This is a genomic window from Marinobacter sp. KMM 10035 (assembly GCF_046537445.1).
Taxonomy (GTDB): Bacteria; Pseudomonadota; Gammaproteobacteria; order Pseudomonadales; family Oleiphilaceae; genus Marinobacter; species Marinobacter sediminicola.
Genome location: NZ_JBBVMG010000004.1, coordinates 35,650 through 53,621, shown reverse-complemented (window position 1 = coordinate 53,621; position 17,972 = coordinate 35,650). Strand labels below are relative to the sequence as shown.

Annotated in this window: 18 protein-coding genes; 13 read left to right on the top strand and 5 right to left on the bottom strand. The window is 55.4% G+C overall.

Annotation, left to right across the window (positions count from 1 at the left end; translation table 11 throughout):
• The first annotated feature begins 110 nt into the window (after nucleotides 1–110).
• The 3 genes from hemE to AADB16_RS17205 all read left to right on the top strand — a co-directional run bounded on the left by hemE (nucleotide 111) and on the right by AADB16_RS17205 (nucleotide 2,950).
• A complete protein-coding gene (gene hemE / locus AADB16_RS17215; protein ID WP_410805067.1) occupies nucleotides 111–1,175 on the top strand; it encodes a uroporphyrinogen decarboxylase in 1,065 nt (354 codons plus the stop codon).
• 14 nt (nucleotides 1,176–1,189) lie between these two features.
• The gene (locus AADB16_RS17210; RefSeq protein ID WP_410805065.1) at nucleotides 1,190–2,470 is read left to right on the top strand and encodes an MFS transporter; all 1,281 of its coding nucleotides are present in this window, start codon (nucleotides 1,190–1,192) and stop codon (nucleotides 2,468–2,470) included.
• 111 nt (nucleotides 2,471–2,581) lie between these two features.
• The gene (locus AADB16_RS17205; protein WP_410805063.1) at nucleotides 2,582–2,950 is read left to right on the top strand and encodes a PilZ domain-containing protein; all 369 of its coding nucleotides are present in this window, start codon (nucleotides 2,582–2,584) and stop codon (nucleotides 2,948–2,950) included.
• Nucleotides 2,951–3,055: 105 nt separating this feature from the next.
• On the opposite strand, the gene radA is transcribed toward AADB16_RS17205, so the two are convergent.
• Complete coding sequence (gene radA / locus AADB16_RS17200) at nucleotides 3,056–4,432, bottom strand: DNA repair protein RadA (protein ID WP_410805061.1); 1,377 nt, start codon at nucleotides 4,430–4,432, stop codon at nucleotides 3,056–3,058.
• Nucleotides 4,432–6,093, bottom strand: a complete 1,662-nt coding sequence (ettA, locus tag AADB16_RS17195) for an energy-dependent translational throttle protein EttA (protein WP_410805059.1) — start codon at nucleotides 6,091–6,093, stop codon at nucleotides 4,432–4,434. Before ettA ends, radA begins: the two co-directional genes overlap by 1 nt.
• Before the next feature lie 304 nt (nucleotides 6,094–6,397).
• On the opposite strand from ettA, the gene glyA reads away from it, so the two are divergent.
• From glyA to AADB16_RS17155, 8 genes are all read left to right on the top strand, one after another.
• Complete coding sequence (gene glyA, locus AADB16_RS17190) at nucleotides 6,398–7,651, top strand: serine hydroxymethyltransferase (protein ID WP_309045762.1); 1,254 nt, start codon at nucleotides 6,398–6,400, stop codon at nucleotides 7,649–7,651.
• A 71-nt stretch (nucleotides 7,652–7,722) separates the two neighbouring features.
• Nucleotides 7,723–8,241, top strand: a complete 519-nt coding sequence (nrdR, locus tag AADB16_RS17185; RefSeq protein ID WP_410805056.1) for a transcriptional regulator NrdR — start codon at nucleotides 7,723–7,725, stop codon at nucleotides 8,239–8,241.
• Entirely contained in the window at nucleotides 8,238–9,353 is a 1,116-nt protein-coding gene (ribD, locus tag AADB16_RS17180) for a bifunctional diaminohydroxyphosphoribosylaminopyrimidine deaminase/5-amino-6-(5-phosphoribosylamino)uracil reductase RibD (RefSeq protein ID WP_309045760.1), read from the top strand. The genes nrdR and ribD overlap by 4 nt, the downstream gene beginning before the upstream one ends.
• A gap of 76 nt (nucleotides 9,354–9,429) precedes the next feature.
• Nucleotides 9,430–10,545: a bifunctional 3,4-dihydroxy-2-butanone-4-phosphate synthase/GTP cyclohydrolase II gene (gene ribBA, locus AADB16_RS17175; protein WP_309045759.1), complete on the top strand. Its 1,116-nt coding sequence runs from the start codon at nucleotides 9,430–9,432 to the stop codon at nucleotides 10,543–10,545.
• Nucleotides 10,546–10,591: 46 nt separating this feature from the next.
• Nucleotides 10,592–11,068 carry a 6,7-dimethyl-8-ribityllumazine synthase gene (gene ribE, locus AADB16_RS17170; protein WP_309045758.1) on the top strand — a complete coding sequence of 159 codons (477 nt, stop codon included), beginning with the start codon at nucleotides 10,592–10,594 and terminating at the stop codon, nucleotides 11,066–11,068.
• A complete protein-coding gene (gene nusB / locus AADB16_RS17165; RefSeq protein ID WP_298453598.1) occupies nucleotides 11,068–11,544 on the top strand; it encodes a transcription antitermination factor NusB in 477 nt (158 codons plus the stop codon). The genes ribE and nusB overlap by 1 nt, the downstream gene beginning before the upstream one ends.
• Before the next feature lie 3 nt (nucleotides 11,545–11,547).
• Nucleotides 11,548–12,504: a thiamine-phosphate kinase gene (gene thiL, locus AADB16_RS17160; protein ID WP_410805053.1), complete on the top strand. Its 957-nt coding sequence runs from the start codon at nucleotides 11,548–11,550 to the stop codon at nucleotides 12,502–12,504.
• Nucleotides 12,501–13,028, top strand: a complete 528-nt coding sequence (locus tag AADB16_RS17155; RefSeq protein ID WP_309045755.1) for a phosphatidylglycerophosphatase A — start codon at nucleotides 12,501–12,503, stop codon at nucleotides 13,026–13,028. The genes thiL and AADB16_RS17155 overlap by 4 nt, the downstream gene beginning before the upstream one ends.
• A 54-nt stretch (nucleotides 13,029–13,082) precedes the next feature.
• Here the strand turns inward: AADB16_RS17155 and AADB16_RS17150 are convergent, their stop codons facing one another.
• Entirely contained in the window at nucleotides 13,083–13,286 is a 204-nt protein-coding gene (locus tag AADB16_RS17150; protein WP_298453591.1) for a DUF6316 family protein, read from the bottom strand.
• Nucleotides 13,287–13,535: 249 nt separating this feature from the next.
• Between AADB16_RS17150 and AADB16_RS17145 the strand changes: the two genes are divergently transcribed.
• Nucleotides 13,536–14,228: a DUF2057 family protein gene (locus AADB16_RS17145; RefSeq protein WP_410805050.1), complete on the top strand. Its 693-nt coding sequence runs from the start codon at nucleotides 13,536–13,538 to the stop codon at nucleotides 14,226–14,228.
• A gap of 23 nt (nucleotides 14,229–14,251) precedes the next feature.
• Here AADB16_RS17145 and AADB16_RS17140 read toward each other — a convergent pair whose 3' ends face one another.
• Nucleotides 14,252–15,781 carry a WS/DGAT/MGAT family O-acyltransferase gene (locus tag AADB16_RS17140; protein ID WP_410805048.1) on the bottom strand — a complete coding sequence of 510 codons (1,530 nt, stop codon included), beginning with the start codon at nucleotides 15,779–15,781 and terminating at the stop codon, nucleotides 14,252–14,254.
• Nucleotides 15,782–15,907: 126 nt separating this feature from the next.
• Nucleotides 15,908–16,819, bottom strand: a complete 912-nt coding sequence (locus tag AADB16_RS17135; RefSeq protein WP_410805046.1) for a LysR substrate-binding domain-containing protein — start codon at nucleotides 16,817–16,819, stop codon at nucleotides 15,908–15,910.
• Nucleotides 16,820–16,984: 165 nt separating this feature from the next.
• Between AADB16_RS17135 and AADB16_RS17130 the strand changes: the two genes are divergently transcribed.
• On the top strand, nucleotides 16,985–17,968 hold the full coding sequence (locus tag AADB16_RS17130; RefSeq protein WP_410805044.1) for a glutathione S-transferase family protein: 984 nt from the start codon (nucleotides 16,985–16,987) through the stop codon (nucleotides 17,966–17,968).
• Nucleotides 17,969–17,972 lie beyond the last annotated feature (4 nt).

Here is a 17,972-nt window from a genome sequence, read left to right as displayed (position 1 = left end):
TCGACAGGCCGGCTGACTAAGGGTAAGCCGGCCTTTTTTATTATGACAAACGGGGTATCATTGCTTTCGTTCTACAAAGACCATCTGAAAGAGACAACGTTGGGATCCCTATGACCGAGTTGAAGAATGACCGCTTTCTACGCGCCCTGATGCGCCAGCCTGTTGATCGTACCCCGGTATGGATGATGCGCCAGGCGGGACGCTATCTACCCGAGTATCGCGCTACCCGGGAGAAAGCTGGCGATTTCCTCAGCTTGTGCAAGAACACGCCTCTGGCCTGCGAAGTAACCCTCCAGCCACTTGAGCGTTTTCCGCTGGATGCCGCGATTCTGTTTTCAGATATTCTCACTATTCCGGATGCGCTCGGCCTGGGGTTGTATTTTGAAACGGGTGAAGGCCCCAAGTTCAAACACCCCATTCGCTCGAAAGCAGACCTGGATGCCCTGCCGGCGATTAAGGCAGAAACCGACCTCGATTATGTGATGAACGCAGTGTCCACTATCCGTGGCGCGCTCAATGGCCGTGTTCCCTTGATTGGCTTCTCCGGAAGTCCTTGGACACTGGCAACCTACATGGTTGAAGGCGGCTCCTCGAAGGATTTCCGCGAAGCTAAAAAGCTGATGTACAGCGAGCCTGAGGTTATGCACCGCCTGCTGGACATGCTTGCCGATATCGTAATTGATTACCTCAATGGCCAGATTAAGGCAGGCGCCCAGGCTGTTCAGATATTTGACACTTGGGGTGGGCTCTTGAGCACTTGGGCTTACAAAGAGTTCTCGCTGAATTACATGCAGAAAATTGTAGATAACCTTATCCGTGAGAACGATGGGCGCCGCGTTCCGGTGATTCTGTTCACCAAGAATGGTGGCCAGTGGCTGGAGTCTATTGCAGATACAGGCGCCGATGCTGTTGGGCTGGATTGGACCACGGATATCGGCGATGCCCGTGCTCGTATTGGCGATCGTGTGGCTCTGCAGGGCAACATGGATCCCACTATGCTGTACGCCTCACCGGCACGAATCCGCGAAGAGGTGGGTGACATCCTGCGCCGTTATGGCTCTGGCCCAGGCCATATCTTCAACCTCGGGCACGGTATCACTCCCGAAGTGAAACCCGAGAATGCCAAAGCCTTCATTGAAGCCGTTGTTGAATTGAGCCCGGAATACCACAGCTAAAAAGAGCTGAGCCAATGGGTGACTACCGGATAATGGTTCGAAGCGTAAGCGAGATTCTTGTCTCGGTACGTCCCCTGTTGGGTGGTACGGCCGCTCTGATTGCCGGCAACAGCTTGCTTGGCGTTGTTCTGCCGCTCCGCATGGAAGCGGCGGGCTATCCGATAGCGTTGATCGGGGCGATCATGGCGGCCTACTACTTTGGCCTCGGGCTTGGGGGGGTGCGCGGAAAGCGGGTAATCCTCCGCATCGGCCATATCCGCGCATTTGCAGCCTTTGCGGCATTAACAGCCGCAGTCACCTTGGCTTACACAGCCTTTACCCATCCAACGGCATGGGTAGTTCTCCGTATAATTAACGGTTTCTGTATTGCCGGCTTAACGGCCACCATCGAGAGCTGGCTGAATACCAAGAGCAGCAACGAAACCCGAGGGCGAGTTCTCGGTTTTTACATGCTCGCCTATTACCTGGCCATCGCTGCCGGCCAAACAATGGTAAACCTCGCAGATCCTGAGGCTCCCGACCTCTTCATGCTGGCGGCAGCTCTCATCGTTTTGTCGCTAATACCCGTTGCCATGACGAGTTTGGGTGAGCCAAATCTCAGCGAAAGCCGCGCACTCAACCTGAAGAAACTCTACGCAGCCTCGCCCGTTGGCATGATCGGGGCGGCGGTGTCGGGGATAATGATCGGCTCTTTTTACGCCTTGGGCGTAGTCTTCGCCCGTAGAATCGGCCTGAGCGTGGCTGAATCCGCCATGTTCATGAGCGTGGTCGTCCTGGGAGGGCTGGTGTTCCAGTTACCCATAGGTGCACTGGCAGACAGGCTTGACCGGCGACTAGTTATGTCGATTGCGCTTATTTTGGTTGGCGCTTCCTGGGCAGTATTGCTGAGCCTGCTCGCCTCAGGCGTACCCTTTGCCACACTACTGATATTGGCTTTATTCTTTGGCGGCGTAATGAGCAGCATCTATCCGCTCTGCGTAGCAGAAAGTTTTGACCGCCTCGAGCGCAGATACTACGTTGCTGCATCCGGACGCCTGCTGATGATCCACTCCATAGGCGCCACCCTCGGGCCATTGTTCGCAGCGGGACTTATGGCAGCCTCCGGCCCCTTCAGCTTCTTCGTGTTTGAATCAGCAGTGGCCCTGATATATGCCATGTATGTGCTGATGCGCGTCTACAAAAGGCCGGCCGCACCCACGGAGCAAAAGGAAAAATTTGTTCCTCTTCCCGATGCCGCTCCCATGGCAACAGACCTAGACCCACGATGCCAAGAGGAGAACGAGGAGGGTTGTTAATTCACCCTCACGCTTGGACCCGGATTGCTGCGGCTAAAGCCTGTATGGATGCGTGACCCCGTACCGGCTATAGTCGTATCAGATGTCCCGATAATAAAAAGGAGCAGTCCCTTGCCCGCCAAAGCGCCCGAAAAACGGAAGTTCCATCGCATAAGCTTCGATGCCCCGTGCGAACTTCACGCCCTCGAAAGCCTGTGGACAACCGAGGTGTTGGATATCTCACTGAAAGGCGTGTTGGTCAAACGCCCGCAAAGCTGGGATGTGCCATTGAACCAACCTTGCGAGGTGGTTATTCATCTTGATGGGGAGAAGGTGGGAATTGTTATGGCGGTGGAGCTCAAACACATCGAATCCCATAGGCTAGGCTTCAAATGTCAGTACATCGATTTGGAAAGCGCGACTCATCTGAGGCGTCTTGTTGAATTAAATCTGGGAGATCAGGTTCTTCTTGAGAGGGAACTGGCTCACTTAATCGACTAGATTGATTAGTGGCTAAGTGGGAGGTTTTGCATCTGCGTCTGCAGGCGGGGTTAGGCTTTACCGTCCAAAAAAGTCTAACCCTGCCGTAAACTCCGAGCGTCAAGGTCAAAGTTCCTCTAATGCCGTAATAGCCTCACTAAGCTTGGTCACCGGAATCACCTTCATACCCGCAATAGCCTTGCGGGGCGCATTGGCCTTCGGCACCAAAGCCCGGGTAAACCCATGCTTTGCGGCCTCATTAATCCGCTCCTGACCACTGGGCACCGGCCGAATCTCCCCCGACAACCCGACTTCCCCAAAAATCACCAGATCCTGAGGCAAAGCCCGATCCCGAAACGAAGAGACAACAGCAGCCAGCAATGCCAAATCCGCACTGGTCTCGTTAACCTTCACGCCGCCCACCACGTTTACAAACACATCCTGATCCGACACATGCAAACCGCCATGCCGGTGCAGCACCGCCAAAAGCATGGCCAAACGATTCTGGTCCAGACCCACCGCCACACGCCTCGGGTATCCACCCTGAGCCATGTCCACCAGCGCCTGAATCTCCACCAGCATCGGCCGAGTGCCTTCCCAAACCACCATAACCACACTGCCGGGGGCTGCATCTTCACCACGGTTCAGGAAAATTGCGCTTGGGTTTTTAACTTCCTTCAGACCCTGCTCCAGCATCGCAAAGACCCCCAGCTCGTTCACCGCGCCAAAGCGGTTCTTGATGCCTCGTAGCGTGCGGTAACGGCTGTCGCTTGAGCCTTCCAGTAAAATGGAGCAGTCAATCATGTGCTCCAGCACCTTGGGCCCAGCAAGGCTGCCGTCCTTGGTGACATGGCCAACGAGGAACAAAATTGTGCCTGTTTGTTTGGCAAAGCGGGTCAGATACGCTGCGCTCTCACGCACTTGTGAAACCGAGCCGGGTGCGGATTCAGTGTCCGCCACATGCATAACCTGAATACTGTCTATAACCAAAATTCGTGGCTTTTCCGCCTCTGCTACCTGGATGATCCGTTCGACACTGGTCTCGGAGAGCATTTTCAGGTCACTGGTAGGCAAACCGAGGCGTCTTGCCCGCATGGCAACCTGCTGCAGGGATTCCTCGCCAGTGACATAAATCGCAGGAACACTGGCAGCCAAATGGCAAACAGCTTGAAGCAACAGGGTACTCTTGCCTGCGCCCGGGTGGCCGCCCATCAATACGGCAGAGCCTTCCACCAGCCCGCCGCCTAAAACCCGGTCGAACTCCTGCATGCCGGTGCTGATACGCTCCTGCTCGGAGAGGCTTACGTCGTTCAGGCTTTGGACTGTCGACAAGCTGCCGGCGAAACCTTCAAAGCGCACACCGCGGGCGCCTTTGGTATTGCTACTGATGCCGCGCACTTCGCTGACGGTGTTCCAGGTTTGGCAGGCCGTACACTGGCCCTGCCATTTGGAATAGTCTGCACCGCACTCGGTGCAGACGTAAGCGGTTTTGGCTTTTGCCATCAGGCCAGCTTCTTGTACTTCATGCGCTGGGGCACCATGGCGGAGTCCCCTTTGCGCTTTTTGTGGTCTTCGTCGTATTCCGCGAAGTTACCCTCGAAGTACACCACCTCACCGTCATCCTCAAACGCCAGAATGTGCGTGGCTACGCGGTCAAGGAACCAGCGGTCGTGCGAGATAACCATGGCAGCACCCGGGAAGTTCAGGAGAGCCTCTTCCAGCGCGCGCAGGGTTTCTACGTCCAGGTCGTTGGTCGGTTCGTCCAGCAGCAACACGTTGCCGCCTTCTTTCAGCAGCTTGGCCAGGTGCAGGCGGTTACGTTCACCACCCGACAAGTCGCCTACACGCTTTTGCTGATCCGAGCCCTTGAAGTTAAAGCGGCCGGCGTAAGCACGTGAAGGGGTTTCATAGTTGCCGACTTTGATGATGTCCTGGCCATCACTGAGCAGTTCCCACACGGTTTTGGAACCGTCCAAGTCACGGCTCTGGTCCACATAGGCCAGGTTGACCGTCTCGCCCACCGTAATGGTGCCCGAAGTAGGCTCGTCCTGACCGGCGATCATGCGGAACAGTGTGGATTTACCCGCACCGTTGCCACCGATGATCCCGACGATAGCGCCAGGTGGCACAGTGAAGGACACATCTTCATAAAGCAGGCGGTCGCCAAACGCTTTGCTGATGCCTTCCACTTCGATGACCTTGTCACCCAAGCGGGGTCCGGGCGGGATATAGATCTCGTTGGTCTCGTTGCGCTTCTGGAACTCCTGGGAGCTCATCTCTTCAAAGCGGGCAAGACGGGCCTTGCTCTTGGATTGGCGGCCTTTGGCATTGCTGCGCACCCACTCCAATTCCTGCTTCATGGCTTTCTGGTGCGAGGCTTCTTGTTTGGCTTCGGTGCTCAAACGCTGTTGCTTGTTCTCCAGCCACTGACTGTAGTTGCCTTCAAACGGAATGCCCTGGCCCCGATCGAGTTCCAGAATCCAGCCGGCGACGTTGTCGAGGAAGTAGCGGTCGTGTGTGATGGCAACCACAGTGCCTTCATAGTCGTGCAGGAAGCGCTCCAGCCAGGCTACGGACTCTGCGTCCAGGTGGTTGGTGGGCTCGTCGAGCAGCAGCATGTCCGGGCCGGAGAGGAGCAGGCGGCATAGGGCTACACGGCGGCGCTCACCACCCGAAAGGTTCTTTACCGGCTGGTCCCAGGCGGGTAGACGCAGGGCGTCTGCCGCAACTTCCATTTTGCGTTCGATGTCATGGCCGTCGGTGGCCTGAATCAGTGCTTCCAGTTGGCCCTGCTTTTTGGCCAGTGCGTCAAAATCTGCATCCGGCTCAGCATAGGCTGCATAAACCTTGTCCAGTTCGGCCAGAGCGTCATGAACTTCAGAAACTGCCTCGTCGACAATCTCTTTGACGGTTTTGGTATCGTCCAGTTCCGGCTCCTGGGGCAGGTAGCCCACTTTGATGCCGGGCTGGGGGCGGGCTTCACCGATGTAATCCTGGTCCACACCCGCCATGATGCGTAGAAGGGTGGATTTACCAGAACCGTTCAGGCCGAGTACGCCAATTTTGGCTCCCGGGAAGAAGCTCAGGGAAATATCCTTGAGGATTTCGCGTTTGGGTGGAACCACCTTGCCCACGCGGTTCATGCTGTATACGTACTGAGCCATAAAGGCATTACCCTCTTTTCAAACAGGATGAGGCAGGTTTCGGAGGCGCTTTTCGCTGTTTTTCGCTACAGCCTCGTAGAACCTTGCAAACAGGAATAAATAGTTGGGTTTGTAAGGTATCGAAACAAGGGGGCTATAGCAATTTCAGGAAAACCGCCGATATCCGCATGACGGTATCTGCGCACAGCATAAAGGATGATTTCCAACCCGGTAATGGGCTAGAATAGCGGCCCGAATTTTAAGGGATTCCGGAGGCATTCCCAAGACCCTCCGGGCCAGTCAAGCACACAGGGGCAGCGCACCGATGTTTAATCGTGATATGAAGATCGCCGGTTTCGACGACGAACTCTGGAACGCCATGCAGGCGGAAAGCAAGCGTCAGGAGGCTCATATTGAGCTGATTGCATCAGAGAACTACACTAGCCCAAGGGTAATGGAAGCCCAGGGTAGTGACCTGACCAACAAGTATGCCGAGGGTTATCCCGGCAAGCGCTACTACGGTGGTTGCGAGTTTGTTGATATTGCAGAGCAGTTGGCGATTGATCGTGCCAAAGAACTGTTCGGCGCCGCTTATGCCAACGTGCAGCCACACTCCGGTTCCCAGGCCAACTCCGCCGTCTTCATGGCTTTGGTTAACCCGGGTGATACGGTTCTGGGTATGAGCCTTGCTCATGGTGGCCACCTTACCCACGGCGCCAGCGTCAACTTTTCCGGCAAGATCTACAATGCGGTGCAGTACGGTATCGATACAGACACTGGCTTGATCGATTACGACGAGCTGGAAGCGATGGCCGTTGAGCACAAGCCGAAAATGATCATTGCCGGCTTCTCCGCCTATTCCCAGGAACTGGATTTTGCGCGTTTCCGCGCCATTGCCGACAAGGTTGGTGCATACCTGTTTGTGGATATGGCTCACGTGGCCGGCCTGGTTGCGGCGGGCGTATATCCCGACCCCATGCCCCACGCCCACGTTGTAACCACCACAACACACAAAACCCTTCGTGGCCCCCGTGGCGGCCTGATTCTGGCTTGCGACGATGAAGCTCTGCACAAGAAGCTGAACTCGGCTGTGTTCCCGGGCGGACAGGGTGGCCCGCTGATGCACGTGATTGCCGCCAAGGCAATTTGCTTCAAAGAAGCCATGAGCGACGAGTTCAAAACCTATCAGAAGCAAGTTGTAAAGAATGCGTCGGCTATGGCTAACGTGTTTGTTGATCGGGGCTACGATGTGGTTTCGGGAGGCACCATGAACCACTTGTTTCTGGTGAGCCTGATCAAACAGGACATCACCGGTAAAGATGCCGATGCGGCTCTGGGCCGTGCACACATCACCGTGAACAAGAACGCCGTTCCCAACGATCCACGGTCGCCATTTGTGACCTCCGGCCTGCGCATGGGTACGCCTGCGATCACTACCCGTGGTTTTGGTGTGGCGGAATGCCGTGAGCTGGCGGGATGGATTTGCGATATCCTTGATAACCTGGAAGACGAAGACGTCAGCAACCGTGTTCGCGGACAGGTAGAAGCCCTGTGTGCGCGCTTCCCGGTATACAGCTAAGCGTCTGGTAAGACCTGCCGGGCAGGGTGCGTACTCATCGCACCTCCCGGCTCCCTCTCCGGAGTACCGTTATGCATTGTCCTTTCTGTGGTGAAGCAGATACCAAAGTTATTGACTCGCGTCTTGTGACCGAGGGTGATCAGGTGCGTCGCCGCAGAGAGTGTCTATCCTGCCATGAGCGCTTTACCACGTTTGAATCCGCCGAGTTGGTCATGCCGCGGGTGGTTAAGCAGGACGGCATTCGGCAGCCTTTCGATGAAGAGAAGCTCCGCTCCGGAATAATGAAAGCATTGGAAAAGCGCCCGGTCAGCATCGAGCAAATTGATGCTGCGCTGAATCGCATCCGTTATCGCCTGAGGGCGACCGGTGAGCGTGAAGTGAAGTCGATGCAGTTGGGTGAGGAAGTGATGACAGAGTTGCGCCAGCTCGACAAGGTGGCCTATGTAAGGTTTGCCTCTGTCTATCGCAGCTTCCAGGACATCAACGAATTTAAAGAAGAAATTGAGCGGCTTTCGGCAACTAACGGCGAAACGGCGGTTGATGTTGCAAAAGTGTTGGCGGACACACAGTCCCCGGACTCAAAGAAATGACTGAGCTTCGGGATCTGTCCATGATGGCTCGAGCGGTGCAACTTGCGTGGCGGGGTCGCTACTCCACACACCCCAACCCTCGGGTTGGATGTGTAATAGCTCGTGGCGACAAGATTCTGGGCGAGAGCTGGCATGAGCGGGCCGGAGAAGCCCATGCAGAAACCAGAGCGCTTAGCCAGGCAGGCACGGCTGCCCGTGGTGCTACGGCTTATGTCACGCTGGAGCCTTGTAGTCATTTTGGTCGCACACCGCCCTGTGCCCGAGCGCTAATTGATGCGGGTATATCGCGTGTTTTTGCCGCCACCCAAGACCCGAATCCGTCAGTCTCCGGAAGGGGACTCGACATGCTCCGGGAAGCCGGCATCCGGGTTCATGTAGGGTTGCTTGCTGAGGAAGCTGAGCGCCTGAACCGTGGTTTCATGAAGCGCATGAATACCGGCCGCCCCTGGGTTCGGCTTAAAATGGCGTCCAGTCTCGATGGCCGTACGGCCATGGCATCCGGAGAGAGCCAGTGGATCACCGGCAGCGAATCCCGTCGTGATGTTCAGCGGCTCCGTGCCGAGAGCGACGCGATACTTACCGGTGTTGGTACCGTGCTTGCGGACAACCCGTCTTTAACGGTTCGCCGCAACGAGCTAGGGGACATTGGCGCTGCCACCGAGCCATCGCGGCAACCCTTGCGTGTAATTGCAGACAGGGATGCTAGAACACCGCCGTCTGCGACCATTTTGCGGGGTGGTAAGGTTCAGGTGTTTTGTGCATCGTCCACGCTGGCAACTGCGCCAGCACAGGATCTTGCGGCGCTGGGAATTCGCCTGAAGGGCGTCTCATGGAAGGATAATGGCATTGATGTCTCCGAGCTGTTGGATTCGCTGGGGGAGATGGGCATTAATGAATTGTTGGTTGAAGCTGGACCAACCTTGGCAGGCACATTTATCAATGAACAATTGGTAGATGAACTCTGGCTATATCAGGCGCCAGTTTTTTTAGGAAGCAACGGTCGGCCTACGGCGCATCTTCCGCTGGAGACGATGGCTGACAAGATTGAATGGACCGTACAAGATCGGCGACAAATTGGAGACGACCAGCGTTTGATCCTGGTTCGCCGTTAAGCGATTAAATTCACAGTGCGCACTAGAGCTGCTTCTGACAAGCGGTACCGGGTGCATTGCAAGGGTGCAAAATAGTATGGCACTGAACAGCGTTGAAGAAATCATAGAAGACATCCGTCAGGGCAAAATGGTTATCCTGATGGACGATGAAGACCGGGAAAACGAAGGCGATCTGGTGATGGCGGCAGAACACTGTACCGCCGAAGACATTAACTTCATGGCCCGCTTTGGTCGCGGTCTCATCTGCATGCCTATGACACGGGACCGTTGTGAACAGTTGGGCTTGCCGTTGATGGTTCAGCAGAACGCGTCGGGCTTCGGCACCAAGTTTACCTTGTCTATTGAAGCGGCTACCGGTGTAACCACGGGTATTTCAGCGGCGGATCGCGCACGCACGGTGCAGGCTGCTGTTGCTCGCAATGCAAAAGCGTCGGATCTGGTTCAGCCGGGGCATATTTTCCCGCTGATGTCTGATCCGGGCGGCGTGCTTAGCCGTGCCGGCCATACCGAAGCCTCCTGTGATCTGGCCGCCCTTGCGGGAAGTGAGCCGGCGGGTGTTATTTGTGAAATCATGAATGATGATGGCTCCATGGCACGCAGGGAGGACCTGGAGCTATTTGCTGATGAGCACAATCTGAAGATTGGCACCATCGCCGACCTGATTCACTACCGCACCACCCACGAACGCACCGTTGAGTGTGTTGAAGAGAATCAGCTCGATACGGAATACGGTGTGTTCAAACTGCGCACTTACCGCGATATTATTCAGGGCTCTACGCATTTGGCTATGGTTTACGGTGAGATTCCGGCGGATGAGCCTGTGCACGTGCGCGTTCATATTACCGATACCTTGCGGGACTTGCTGGGCGCTCGCCGCAAGGATTCCCGAAGCTGGCCGCTGCATCATGCGCTTGAAAAAGTGGCCGCTGAAGGCAGCGGTGTTGTGGTTCTGCTCAATAGTGCGGAGGACAGCTACAACCTGGAAGACCGTATTCAGGAATTTTTTGACCATGGGCACGGCCCCTCTGGCAAAGGCAGCTCCGGTGTGTATTTTACCGTGGGCACCGGCTCCCAGATTCTGCGGGATCTTGGCGTAAGCAAGATGCGTTTGCTTAGCCCGCCCGTAAAATACTCGGCCATATCCGGATTTGATCTGGAAGTGGTTGAGTACATACCCTACACCCCAGACTGATTAACCTGGCTGCAGCACTTTGCTGGAGCCTGTGAAGGAGCCACCGATGGCGGATATCAAAGTAATTGAAGGTGATTTTACCCAGTGCACCGGGCGCTATGCGCTGGTGGTTGGCCGTTTTAACAGTTTCGTTGTGGAAAGCCTGGTAGAGGGTGCTATCGACACCTTGCGCCGCCACGGTATTCCCGACAGCGATATAACCGTTGTGCGCGTGCCCGGAGCCTACGAAATGCCCCTGGCTGTAAAGCGTGTTGCAGAAACCGGTGGCTATAGCGCCATTATTGCCTTGGGCGCCGTTATTCGTGGCGGCACCCCGCACTTTGAGTATGTTGCTGGCGAAGCGTCCAGTGGTATCGGTGCAGTAAGCCTGGAAACCGACGTACCAGTAACCTTTGGTGTACTGACCGTTGATTCAATCGAGCAGGCCATTGAGCGCTCCGGCACCAAGGCCGGCAACAAAGGCGCCGAGGCTGCAATTACAGCGTTGGAAATGGTTAGCCTGTTTAACAAGCTGGGTGAGTAATGAGTGACACTGAAGGTACAACACCCGGACCGGCGCCGGCAGGCCAGCCAAAAGCTGGCGATCGCCGCCGTGCCCGGATTCTGGCAATGCAGGGGCTTTACCAGCGCCACTTTACCAAGAGTCCGATTTCGGATATCGAAGCTGAGTTCATGGTCGACAACGACATGACCAAGGTTGATTCCTTGTATTTCCGTGATGTTCTGCGAGGCGTTCACCGTGAACAGGCCGAGTTGGACAAGCTGATTGAGCCCTTTCTTGATCGCCCGCTACTTGAGGTGGATCCTGTGGAGCTTGCCATCGTGCGCGTAGGTGCATACGAACTGCGCCACCGGGTTGATGTGCCGTATAAAGTTGTTATCAATGAGGGCATCGAATTGGCAAAGCGATTCGGGGGTACAGAAGGGCACAAGTTTGTTAACAGTGTGCTCGATAAGTTAGGCCGTCGTTTACGTCTTGCCGAGACTCGCTCACGCTAACCGATGGGTGAATTTGAGCTGATCCGGCAGTATTTCATGCCGTTGGCGCGTCTGCACGGTTCCCGCTCTGTTGTGCTGGGACCGGGCGACGACTGTGCAATTCAAAGCATTCCCCCCGGTTCTGATCTGGTTTTTTCTATCGACACCCTGGTTGAGGGTGTGCACTTTCCCGCTGGGTATCGCCCAGACTACCTTGGCTGGAGAGCTCTTGCAGTGGCTGCGAGTGATCTGGCGGCCATGGGTGCCGAGCCTGTCTGTTTTACCCTTGCGATGACGCTCCCTGAAGCCGAAGAGGCCTGGTTGCGGGATTTCGCCCGTGGGCTGGGTCGTGCGGCGGAATCCTTTGGCCTGGTGCTTGCCGGAGGCGATACAACTCGCGGCCCTCTTACATTAAGCCTGCAGGTGCATGGATTGGTGGGGCAGGGGCGAGCCATCAGACGCTCCGGAGCATGTGCTGGCGATCTGATTGTGGTGTCTGGCACCTTGGGTGATGCAGGGGCGGCCTTGGATTATCTTGATGCCCGCAGTCCCTCAGAAGACGAGCAGTCGGTATTGGAGCGCTATCACTATCCGCAGCCGAGGCTGAAATTGGGCATGGCTTTGAGGGGCCTCGCGACGGCGGCGATTGATGTATCCGACGGATTGCTGGCAGATCTTAATCATATTCTTGAAGCGTCTAATGTCGGCGCGAATATTGACCAAACCCAAGTGCCGGTATCGCAGGCACTCGCTCGCTTGAAAGGTGATTCAGCCACGGGTTATGCGCTGAACTCTGGCGATGATTACGAGCTGTGCGCAACCATTCCGGAAGCAAGTTGGGCAAGTGTGCCCAAATCGTTAAAGCAACAACTCACCGTTATCGGTGTGATTGAGCCTGCTTCTGGTTTGCGCCTCGATGGTACTGCTGTAGTGTCGGGCTCAGAGGTGACAGGTTTTGACCATTTCAGGAGAAAAAAATGACCCAGGAAGATCAGTGGCCAGAGCCGGATTTGCCACAGGCCATTTTGCCGCCGGGATTTCTGAAAAACCCCGTGCACCTGTTAGCCTTCGGCTTTGGTAGCGGCGCAGCGCCACGGGCCCCGGGAACTTGGGGGAGCCTGGCTGCTATTCCACTGTGGTACTGCTTTGCCTGGTTGCCGCCTGCTGCTTACTGGCTGGTTGTTGCATTGGCCTTCGTGGTGGGCATTTGGCTATGCGGAAAAACCGCGGCCGATTTAAAAGTGCACGACCACGGCGGTATCGTGTGGGACGAGTTTGTGGGGATGTGGATTGCCCTTGGCTTGTTTCCAGAGAATATTTACGGCGTATTGTTGGCGTTTCTGGTATTCAGGCTGTTCGATGTGCTGAAGCCATGGCCTATCAGCTGGCTGGATGAGCGATTGCCAGGCGGGCTGGGGATCATGGTAGATGACGTCGTCGCAGCCGCCATGGCACTGCTTTGCCTACTCGCGATTGACACTTGGCTGATGCCGTTCATCCTTTAAGTCTCCCGAAAACGCAATTGCGGTATGCATGGGTGCGCCGGCGTGTGACTGGCCTTAGTGCACCTGCATCTCTTCCGGGAGCAACCTCACGACATGAAGGAAGCGCTTTAACCCGATTTCAGCGCGCTCCCTTGATGCGAAGGGGCCGCTGTCAAAGCCCTCTCTGGTCGTGAAATACCATTTGTTCCCGACGCAAAAATACCGACTGCTACGAAAGGGAATGTGTCTGTCTTCTCCTGATCTGACCTGGGTGTTCATGGCCGGCTCCGGTGCCTGACTTCTGATTTTGTATGTCGGGCGCAGTGTGATTGATAAGGTCCTGTTTAAAATTAAACCAATTTCCGGCAAATTCAACAATTATTAACAATTAAACAGATGTTGCCACGGCGGGTCGGACTTTAGCGCATTTTTGCTCATTCGGTTGCCCTCAGTGGTTTCGGTGTTCAAAATGCGCAATAGCTGGCTGCATTCTCGCACCGGGCTTCCCCTTACCCTTAAGGAGATAACATGAGTAGGGTGTACATTTTACGTGTTGCAAGGCTGGAGATGAGCCATTTAAGCCGTTGGTGGCAGGCGTGCCGGTTGGCGCTTGCGGCGGTGTTGCTGACAACTCTGGCAGGCTGCTCAACGGCAATAACCAAGCTCGAGACGTGGGAGGGTGACCCGGCAGGTGCCGAAAACGCGGCAGTATTGAAAGCACCGGGTGCTATTCATGTGAGCCAGGTTAACGGCCGCAAAATGAAGAACTATTTGATGGATGACCTGGCGTTGGATTATGCGCTTCTACCGGGTGAAAACGAGGTAGTGTTCACCTACAAAACCATTTGGGCCAAATCCGGGGTTGTGGAAAACGGTGAGTCAAAGGTTCATGTGATTGAGAGTAAGCCGCAAGTCGTGCGCTTTGACGCGAATCCCAAGGCTACCTACCGATTCCTGTTCTCCAAGCCTGAATCCCGCAAACTGGCCGAGGAAGAGATTCCTGAATTTTCCGCAGCTGTTGTGGGAGGTGATGGTCTGGCCCTTGCGCACTCTACAAATTGGTTGCCGGCCGACACTGCAGGGTCAGAGCGGACACCTTTATCCGCTGATAGTGCCACCGCAACTAATGATGGCGTGGATGCGCTGAGTCGTCTCAAATCCGTCTGGGAAACCGCGAGCGACGAAGACAAAAAGGCGTTTCTGCGCTGGGCATTCGAGTAAACGCACTGCGTTCATAAGGCTCGTTATCGCTTGAAGCGCGCCGTCAGTTTCTGTAGTGCGGCTTCAAGCAGGTTCATGGCATCGTCTGCCAGGCTCTGGCTCCGGGTTTCTTCAAGCGGGGTGTGCATTTCCTCGGGCGGGAGCTCGATGGCAGCATCTTCGATGGCGACAAGGCTGTCGCAGACATAGCGTTGGAGTGAATCTCCATGAGCGACGACATCCGGGCAGATGGTGAAGTTAAGGGTGAGGCTGCCCTGATAGCTTACAGCCACAATGCCCAGGCCCAGACTGTCGAACAGCGGGGCGGCATTGTACTGTTGCACCAGCCTGGCGCCCTGTAAGTAAAGAGGGACCTGTGGGCCGGGCACGTTGGTAATGGGTAGGTTGAATACCGGTTGGTAGCGTTGCGCAATCTGCAGCTCCGAATACAGCCGTGCTGATAGCGCAAGCATCGTTGAGGGCAGCAATTCAGTTAGCCGATCTGCGGCTATGGCCTCACGGTATGGCTCGGAGGCGACAGCGTTCCAGTGAATTCGACGAATACGCTGGGCCGGGTTACGTTCATTGGTTGCCAGGTCCAGAAGCATGGCAGACATCTGGCTGCCGGTGGCTTTGTTCAACGTGCGTGAGCGCACGGAGATGGGCGTCATGGCAATTAACGATTCGATAGTGCTCGCACCCTGATCATTCAAATATCGCCGCAGTGTTTCTGCACATAGCCCCAGCACCACATCGTTGAGCGTTACATCCACCAGAGATGCTTTGATTGCTTTCAGTCGCGACAAATCGACTTTTGCAGAGATTAATTGACGATTGGCTGTAATATGGCGGTTGAATGGGCTGTGCGGAGCTGAAAATATCGGGAATGGCAGTGGTATTTTCCGCAGTTGCTTTTGAACCAGCCCGCGCACCGTTGCCTCTGCCGCGCCAACGGCCAGAGAGGTCACGCGCCAGGGTGTTCGCAGCATGTTTACCCCCGCCTGTAGAACGACGCGCTCCTCTGACGGTTTCGGGCGCGGTTGCCAGGGGCGTGGCGCGCGGATGGGTTGCGGCTCAGGCGTGTATTCCAGCAGCTTGCCCATGATTTCAGCGCCGCTGAACGCATCGATAGCCGCATGGTGCAGTTTTACAATGAGGGCGAAGCCTGCCTTGCCCTCATTCTCATCGCCCAGCCGGAAGCCGTCCACGAAGGTAATATGCCAGAGTGGGCGGTCACGCTTCAGCGGATCTTCCAGAATTTTGGATGCAAGGGTCATCAGGTGTGATTCCCTGCTGTTTTCGCCGAGGCTGACATACGCCAGATGCCGCTCAATGCTGAAATCAGGATCATCAATCCAGTAGGGCCGGCCCATGCGTAGAGGAATTTCTTTCAGCAGTTGGCGGAATACAGGGACAACGTGAAGGCGGCTTCGCAAATAGGCAATAAAGGTACTGAACGCCAGAGGTGTTTCCCGCTCGCTGGCATCAAATAGGTAAATACTGCCGATGTGCATCGGTGCATTATCTGATTCCAGATACAGGAAGGAGGCGTCCAGTTCCGATAGCTGCCGCATCAATGAGCTCCGTTCGTTAATAACATTTGCCCCAGTATAAATGAACAGACTGTTGGTGCCGTTGACTCATTTGCCTGCAAGAGCTCTGTTGCGGAGTCATTATGCTCCGCGCCTTGTCGGGGGCGCTTAAACTTTTAGCCAGCGTGCTATTGCCGGGTCGTCGAGCAGTCTATTCCAAAACCACATCAGGGCCTTACCTTTGTCATCGGCGTGTCTGGCTGCCTGGAGTGACACGGGCTGTCTTGGTTCGCTCACCTGCTTTTCAATGAGTTGGCCGGCAGCAACAAGATCTTTTACCCGTGAGCGAGGTAGCCAGCCCACGCCAAGGCCCGCCTTTTGTAACGCAATTTTGTGAGCCATGGTGGTGCCGGTCAAAGTGCGTTGGCGGTGGAAAATGCCTGCGTGCCCAGCAGGTAAGGATCGGGACGAGTCGGCGGCAACGGCAGCTGGAAAGCGGAAGATGTCTTCTTCGCTCAGGGGTTCTTCTGAGCTCGCCAGAGGATGGTCAGGTGAAACGACAAAAATGAAATCCATTACGCCAAGGTTATGGCACGTAAAGTTTCCGGCGGGTTTGCTGATGTCGTCAGCTCCCACAATAAGGTCCACCCTGCGGCTTTGGAGTGCATCCCAGGTGCCGGCAAACACTTCTTCGACAATCTGGACATCGACCGGCACGCCCAAGGCGCTGAAGTCTTTGATGGCCGGAAACAGACATTCCGCAGGCAGCAGAGAGTTAAAGCCAATCCGCAGCCTGGTTTCCCAGCCTTGCGCAACCTGCCGGGTTGAATGGGCAAGATTCTCGGCGGCATCAAGCAAAATGCGACCTTCTTCGAGTAGGTAAATACCTGCGGGCGTGAGCACGGCGCGGTGACCACTTCTGTCGAATAAGGCTACGTTCAGGTCTTCCTCGAGTTTTTGCACGGTGTAGCTGATCGCCGATGGCACCCGGAAAAGCTCGCCGGCAGCGCCGGCGAAGCTGCCTTTGCGGTTGATGGCGTCGAGGACTCGCAGAGCGTCTATGGTGATGGCTGTGTGCATGTTCGAATTATCTGAAGTTGTTGGCCAGAATTGGTTGCTTGAGAGTGTAGCAGTATGGCCGCTATCCTTCTTTACATATGGCGTTCGCGTCTGTCGGGCCAGTATCTGGTGCTGGCCCTCATTGAGGTTGGCACGTTAATTCAGAACTTTTGAGAGGTATTCGTTATGGGTCTTCTTGTTAACGGAAAATGGCAGGACAAGTGGTACGACACCAGCAAAACCGGTGGCAAATTCGAGCGTGAAGCGGCGCGGTTTCGCAACTGGGTAACCACGGATGGTTCCGCCGGGCCTGCGGGTGAAGGAGGTTTCAAGGCGGAGTCCGGGCGCTATCATTTGTATGTGTCTCTGGCGTGCCCCTGGGCCCATCGCACGTTGATTTTCCGGAAGTTGAAAGGTCTCGAGAAGCATATCTCCGTGTCGGTAGTGCATCCGGATATGGTTGAGAATGGTTGGGAATTCCGGCCGGATGACAGCGCCCATAAAGATGATCTGCATAATTTCAGTTTTATGCATCAGGTGTATACCAAAGCTGCGCCTGATTACACCGGGCGAGTGACGGTCCCTACATTGTGGGACAAGCACCAGAACACCATCGCCAGCAACGAGTCGGCGGAGATTATTCGCATGTTCAACTCGGCGTTTGATGGCCTTGAGAGTGTAAACACCAATCTGGATTTTTACCCGGAAGCGTTGCAGGCAGATATTGATGCAGTGAATGAGCGGGTTTACAACACGGTTAACAACGGTGTTTACAAGGCAGGGTTTGCCACGGCTCAAGATGAGTATGAAAAGGCCTATGCCGAGTTGTTCGAGTCGTTGGACTGGCTGGAAGCCAAGCTGTCGAAGCAGCGGTATCTGACGGGGAGCACCATCACTGAAGCGGATTGGCGGTTGTTCACAACGCTGGTTCGGTTTGATGCGGTTTATTACAGCCACTTCAAATGCAATCGCCAGCGTATCAGCGATTTCCCGGCACTTTCAGGTTATCTGAGGGAGCTGTATCAGGTGCCGGGTGTGGCCGATACTGTGGATATTCACCAGATCAAGCAGCACTACTATGTTAGCCAGCGCACTATCAACCCAACACAGGTTGTGCCGGTGGGACCGCAGCTGGACTTCTCCGCTCCCCACGGGCGTGATGGTCTATAAAGCA

Bases quoted from the DNA above. Each gene is read 5' to 3' on its own strand.
- glyA (WP_309045762.1), top strand. From the start codon at position 6,398: ATGTTTAATCGTGATATGAAGATCGCCGGTTTCGACGACGAACTCTGG.
- AADB16_RS17150 (WP_298453591.1), bottom strand. From the start codon at position 13,286: ATGAACACCCAGGTCAGATCAGGAGAAGACAGACACATTCCCTTTCGT.
- AADB16_RS17210 (WP_410805065.1), top strand. From the start codon at position 1,190: ATGGGTGACTACCGGATAATGGTTCGAAGCGTAAGCGAGATTCTTGTC.
- ribD (WP_309045760.1), top strand. From the start codon at position 8,238: ATGACTGAGCTTCGGGATCTGTCCATGATGGCTCGAGCGGTGCAACTT.
- nrdR (WP_410805056.1), top strand. From the start codon at position 7,723: ATGCATTGTCCTTTCTGTGGTGAAGCAGATACCAAAGTTATTGACTCG.
- ribBA (WP_309045759.1), top strand. From the start codon at position 9,430: ATGGCACTGAACAGCGTTGAAGAAATCATAGAAGACATCCGTCAGGGC.
- thiL (WP_410805053.1), top strand. From the start codon at position 11,548: ATGGGTGAATTTGAGCTGATCCGGCAGTATTTCATGCCGTTGGCGCGT.
- hemE (WP_410805067.1), top strand. From the start codon at position 111: ATGACCGAGTTGAAGAATGACCGCTTTCTACGCGCCCTGATGCGCCAG.
- ribE (WP_309045758.1), top strand. From the start codon at position 10,592: ATGGCGGATATCAAAGTAATTGAAGGTGATTTTACCCAGTGCACCGGG.
- AADB16_RS17135 (WP_410805046.1), bottom strand. From the start codon at position 16,819: ATGCACACAGCCATCACCATAGACGCTCTGCGAGTCCTCGACGCCATC.
- AADB16_RS17130 (WP_410805044.1), top strand. From the start codon at position 16,985: ATGGGTCTTCTTGTTAACGGAAAATGGCAGGACAAGTGGTACGACACC.
- radA (WP_410805061.1), bottom strand. From the start codon at position 4,432: ATGGCAAAAGCCAAAACCGCTTACGTCTGCACCGAGTGCGGTGCAGAC.
- AADB16_RS17145 (WP_410805050.1), top strand. From the start codon at position 13,536: ATGAGTAGGGTGTACATTTTACGTGTTGCAAGGCTGGAGATGAGCCAT.
- AADB16_RS17140 (WP_410805048.1), bottom strand. From the start codon at position 15,781: ATGCGGCAGCTATCGGAACTGGACGCCTCCTTCCTGTATCTGGAATCA.
- ettA (WP_410805059.1), bottom strand. From the start codon at position 6,093: ATGGCTCAGTACGTATACAGCATGAACCGCGTGGGCAAGGTGGTTCCA.
- nusB (WP_298453598.1), top strand. From the start codon at position 11,068: ATGAGTGACACTGAAGGTACAACACCCGGACCGGCGCCGGCAGGCCAG.
- AADB16_RS17155 (WP_309045755.1), top strand. From the start codon at position 12,501: ATGACCCAGGAAGATCAGTGGCCAGAGCCGGATTTGCCACAGGCCATT.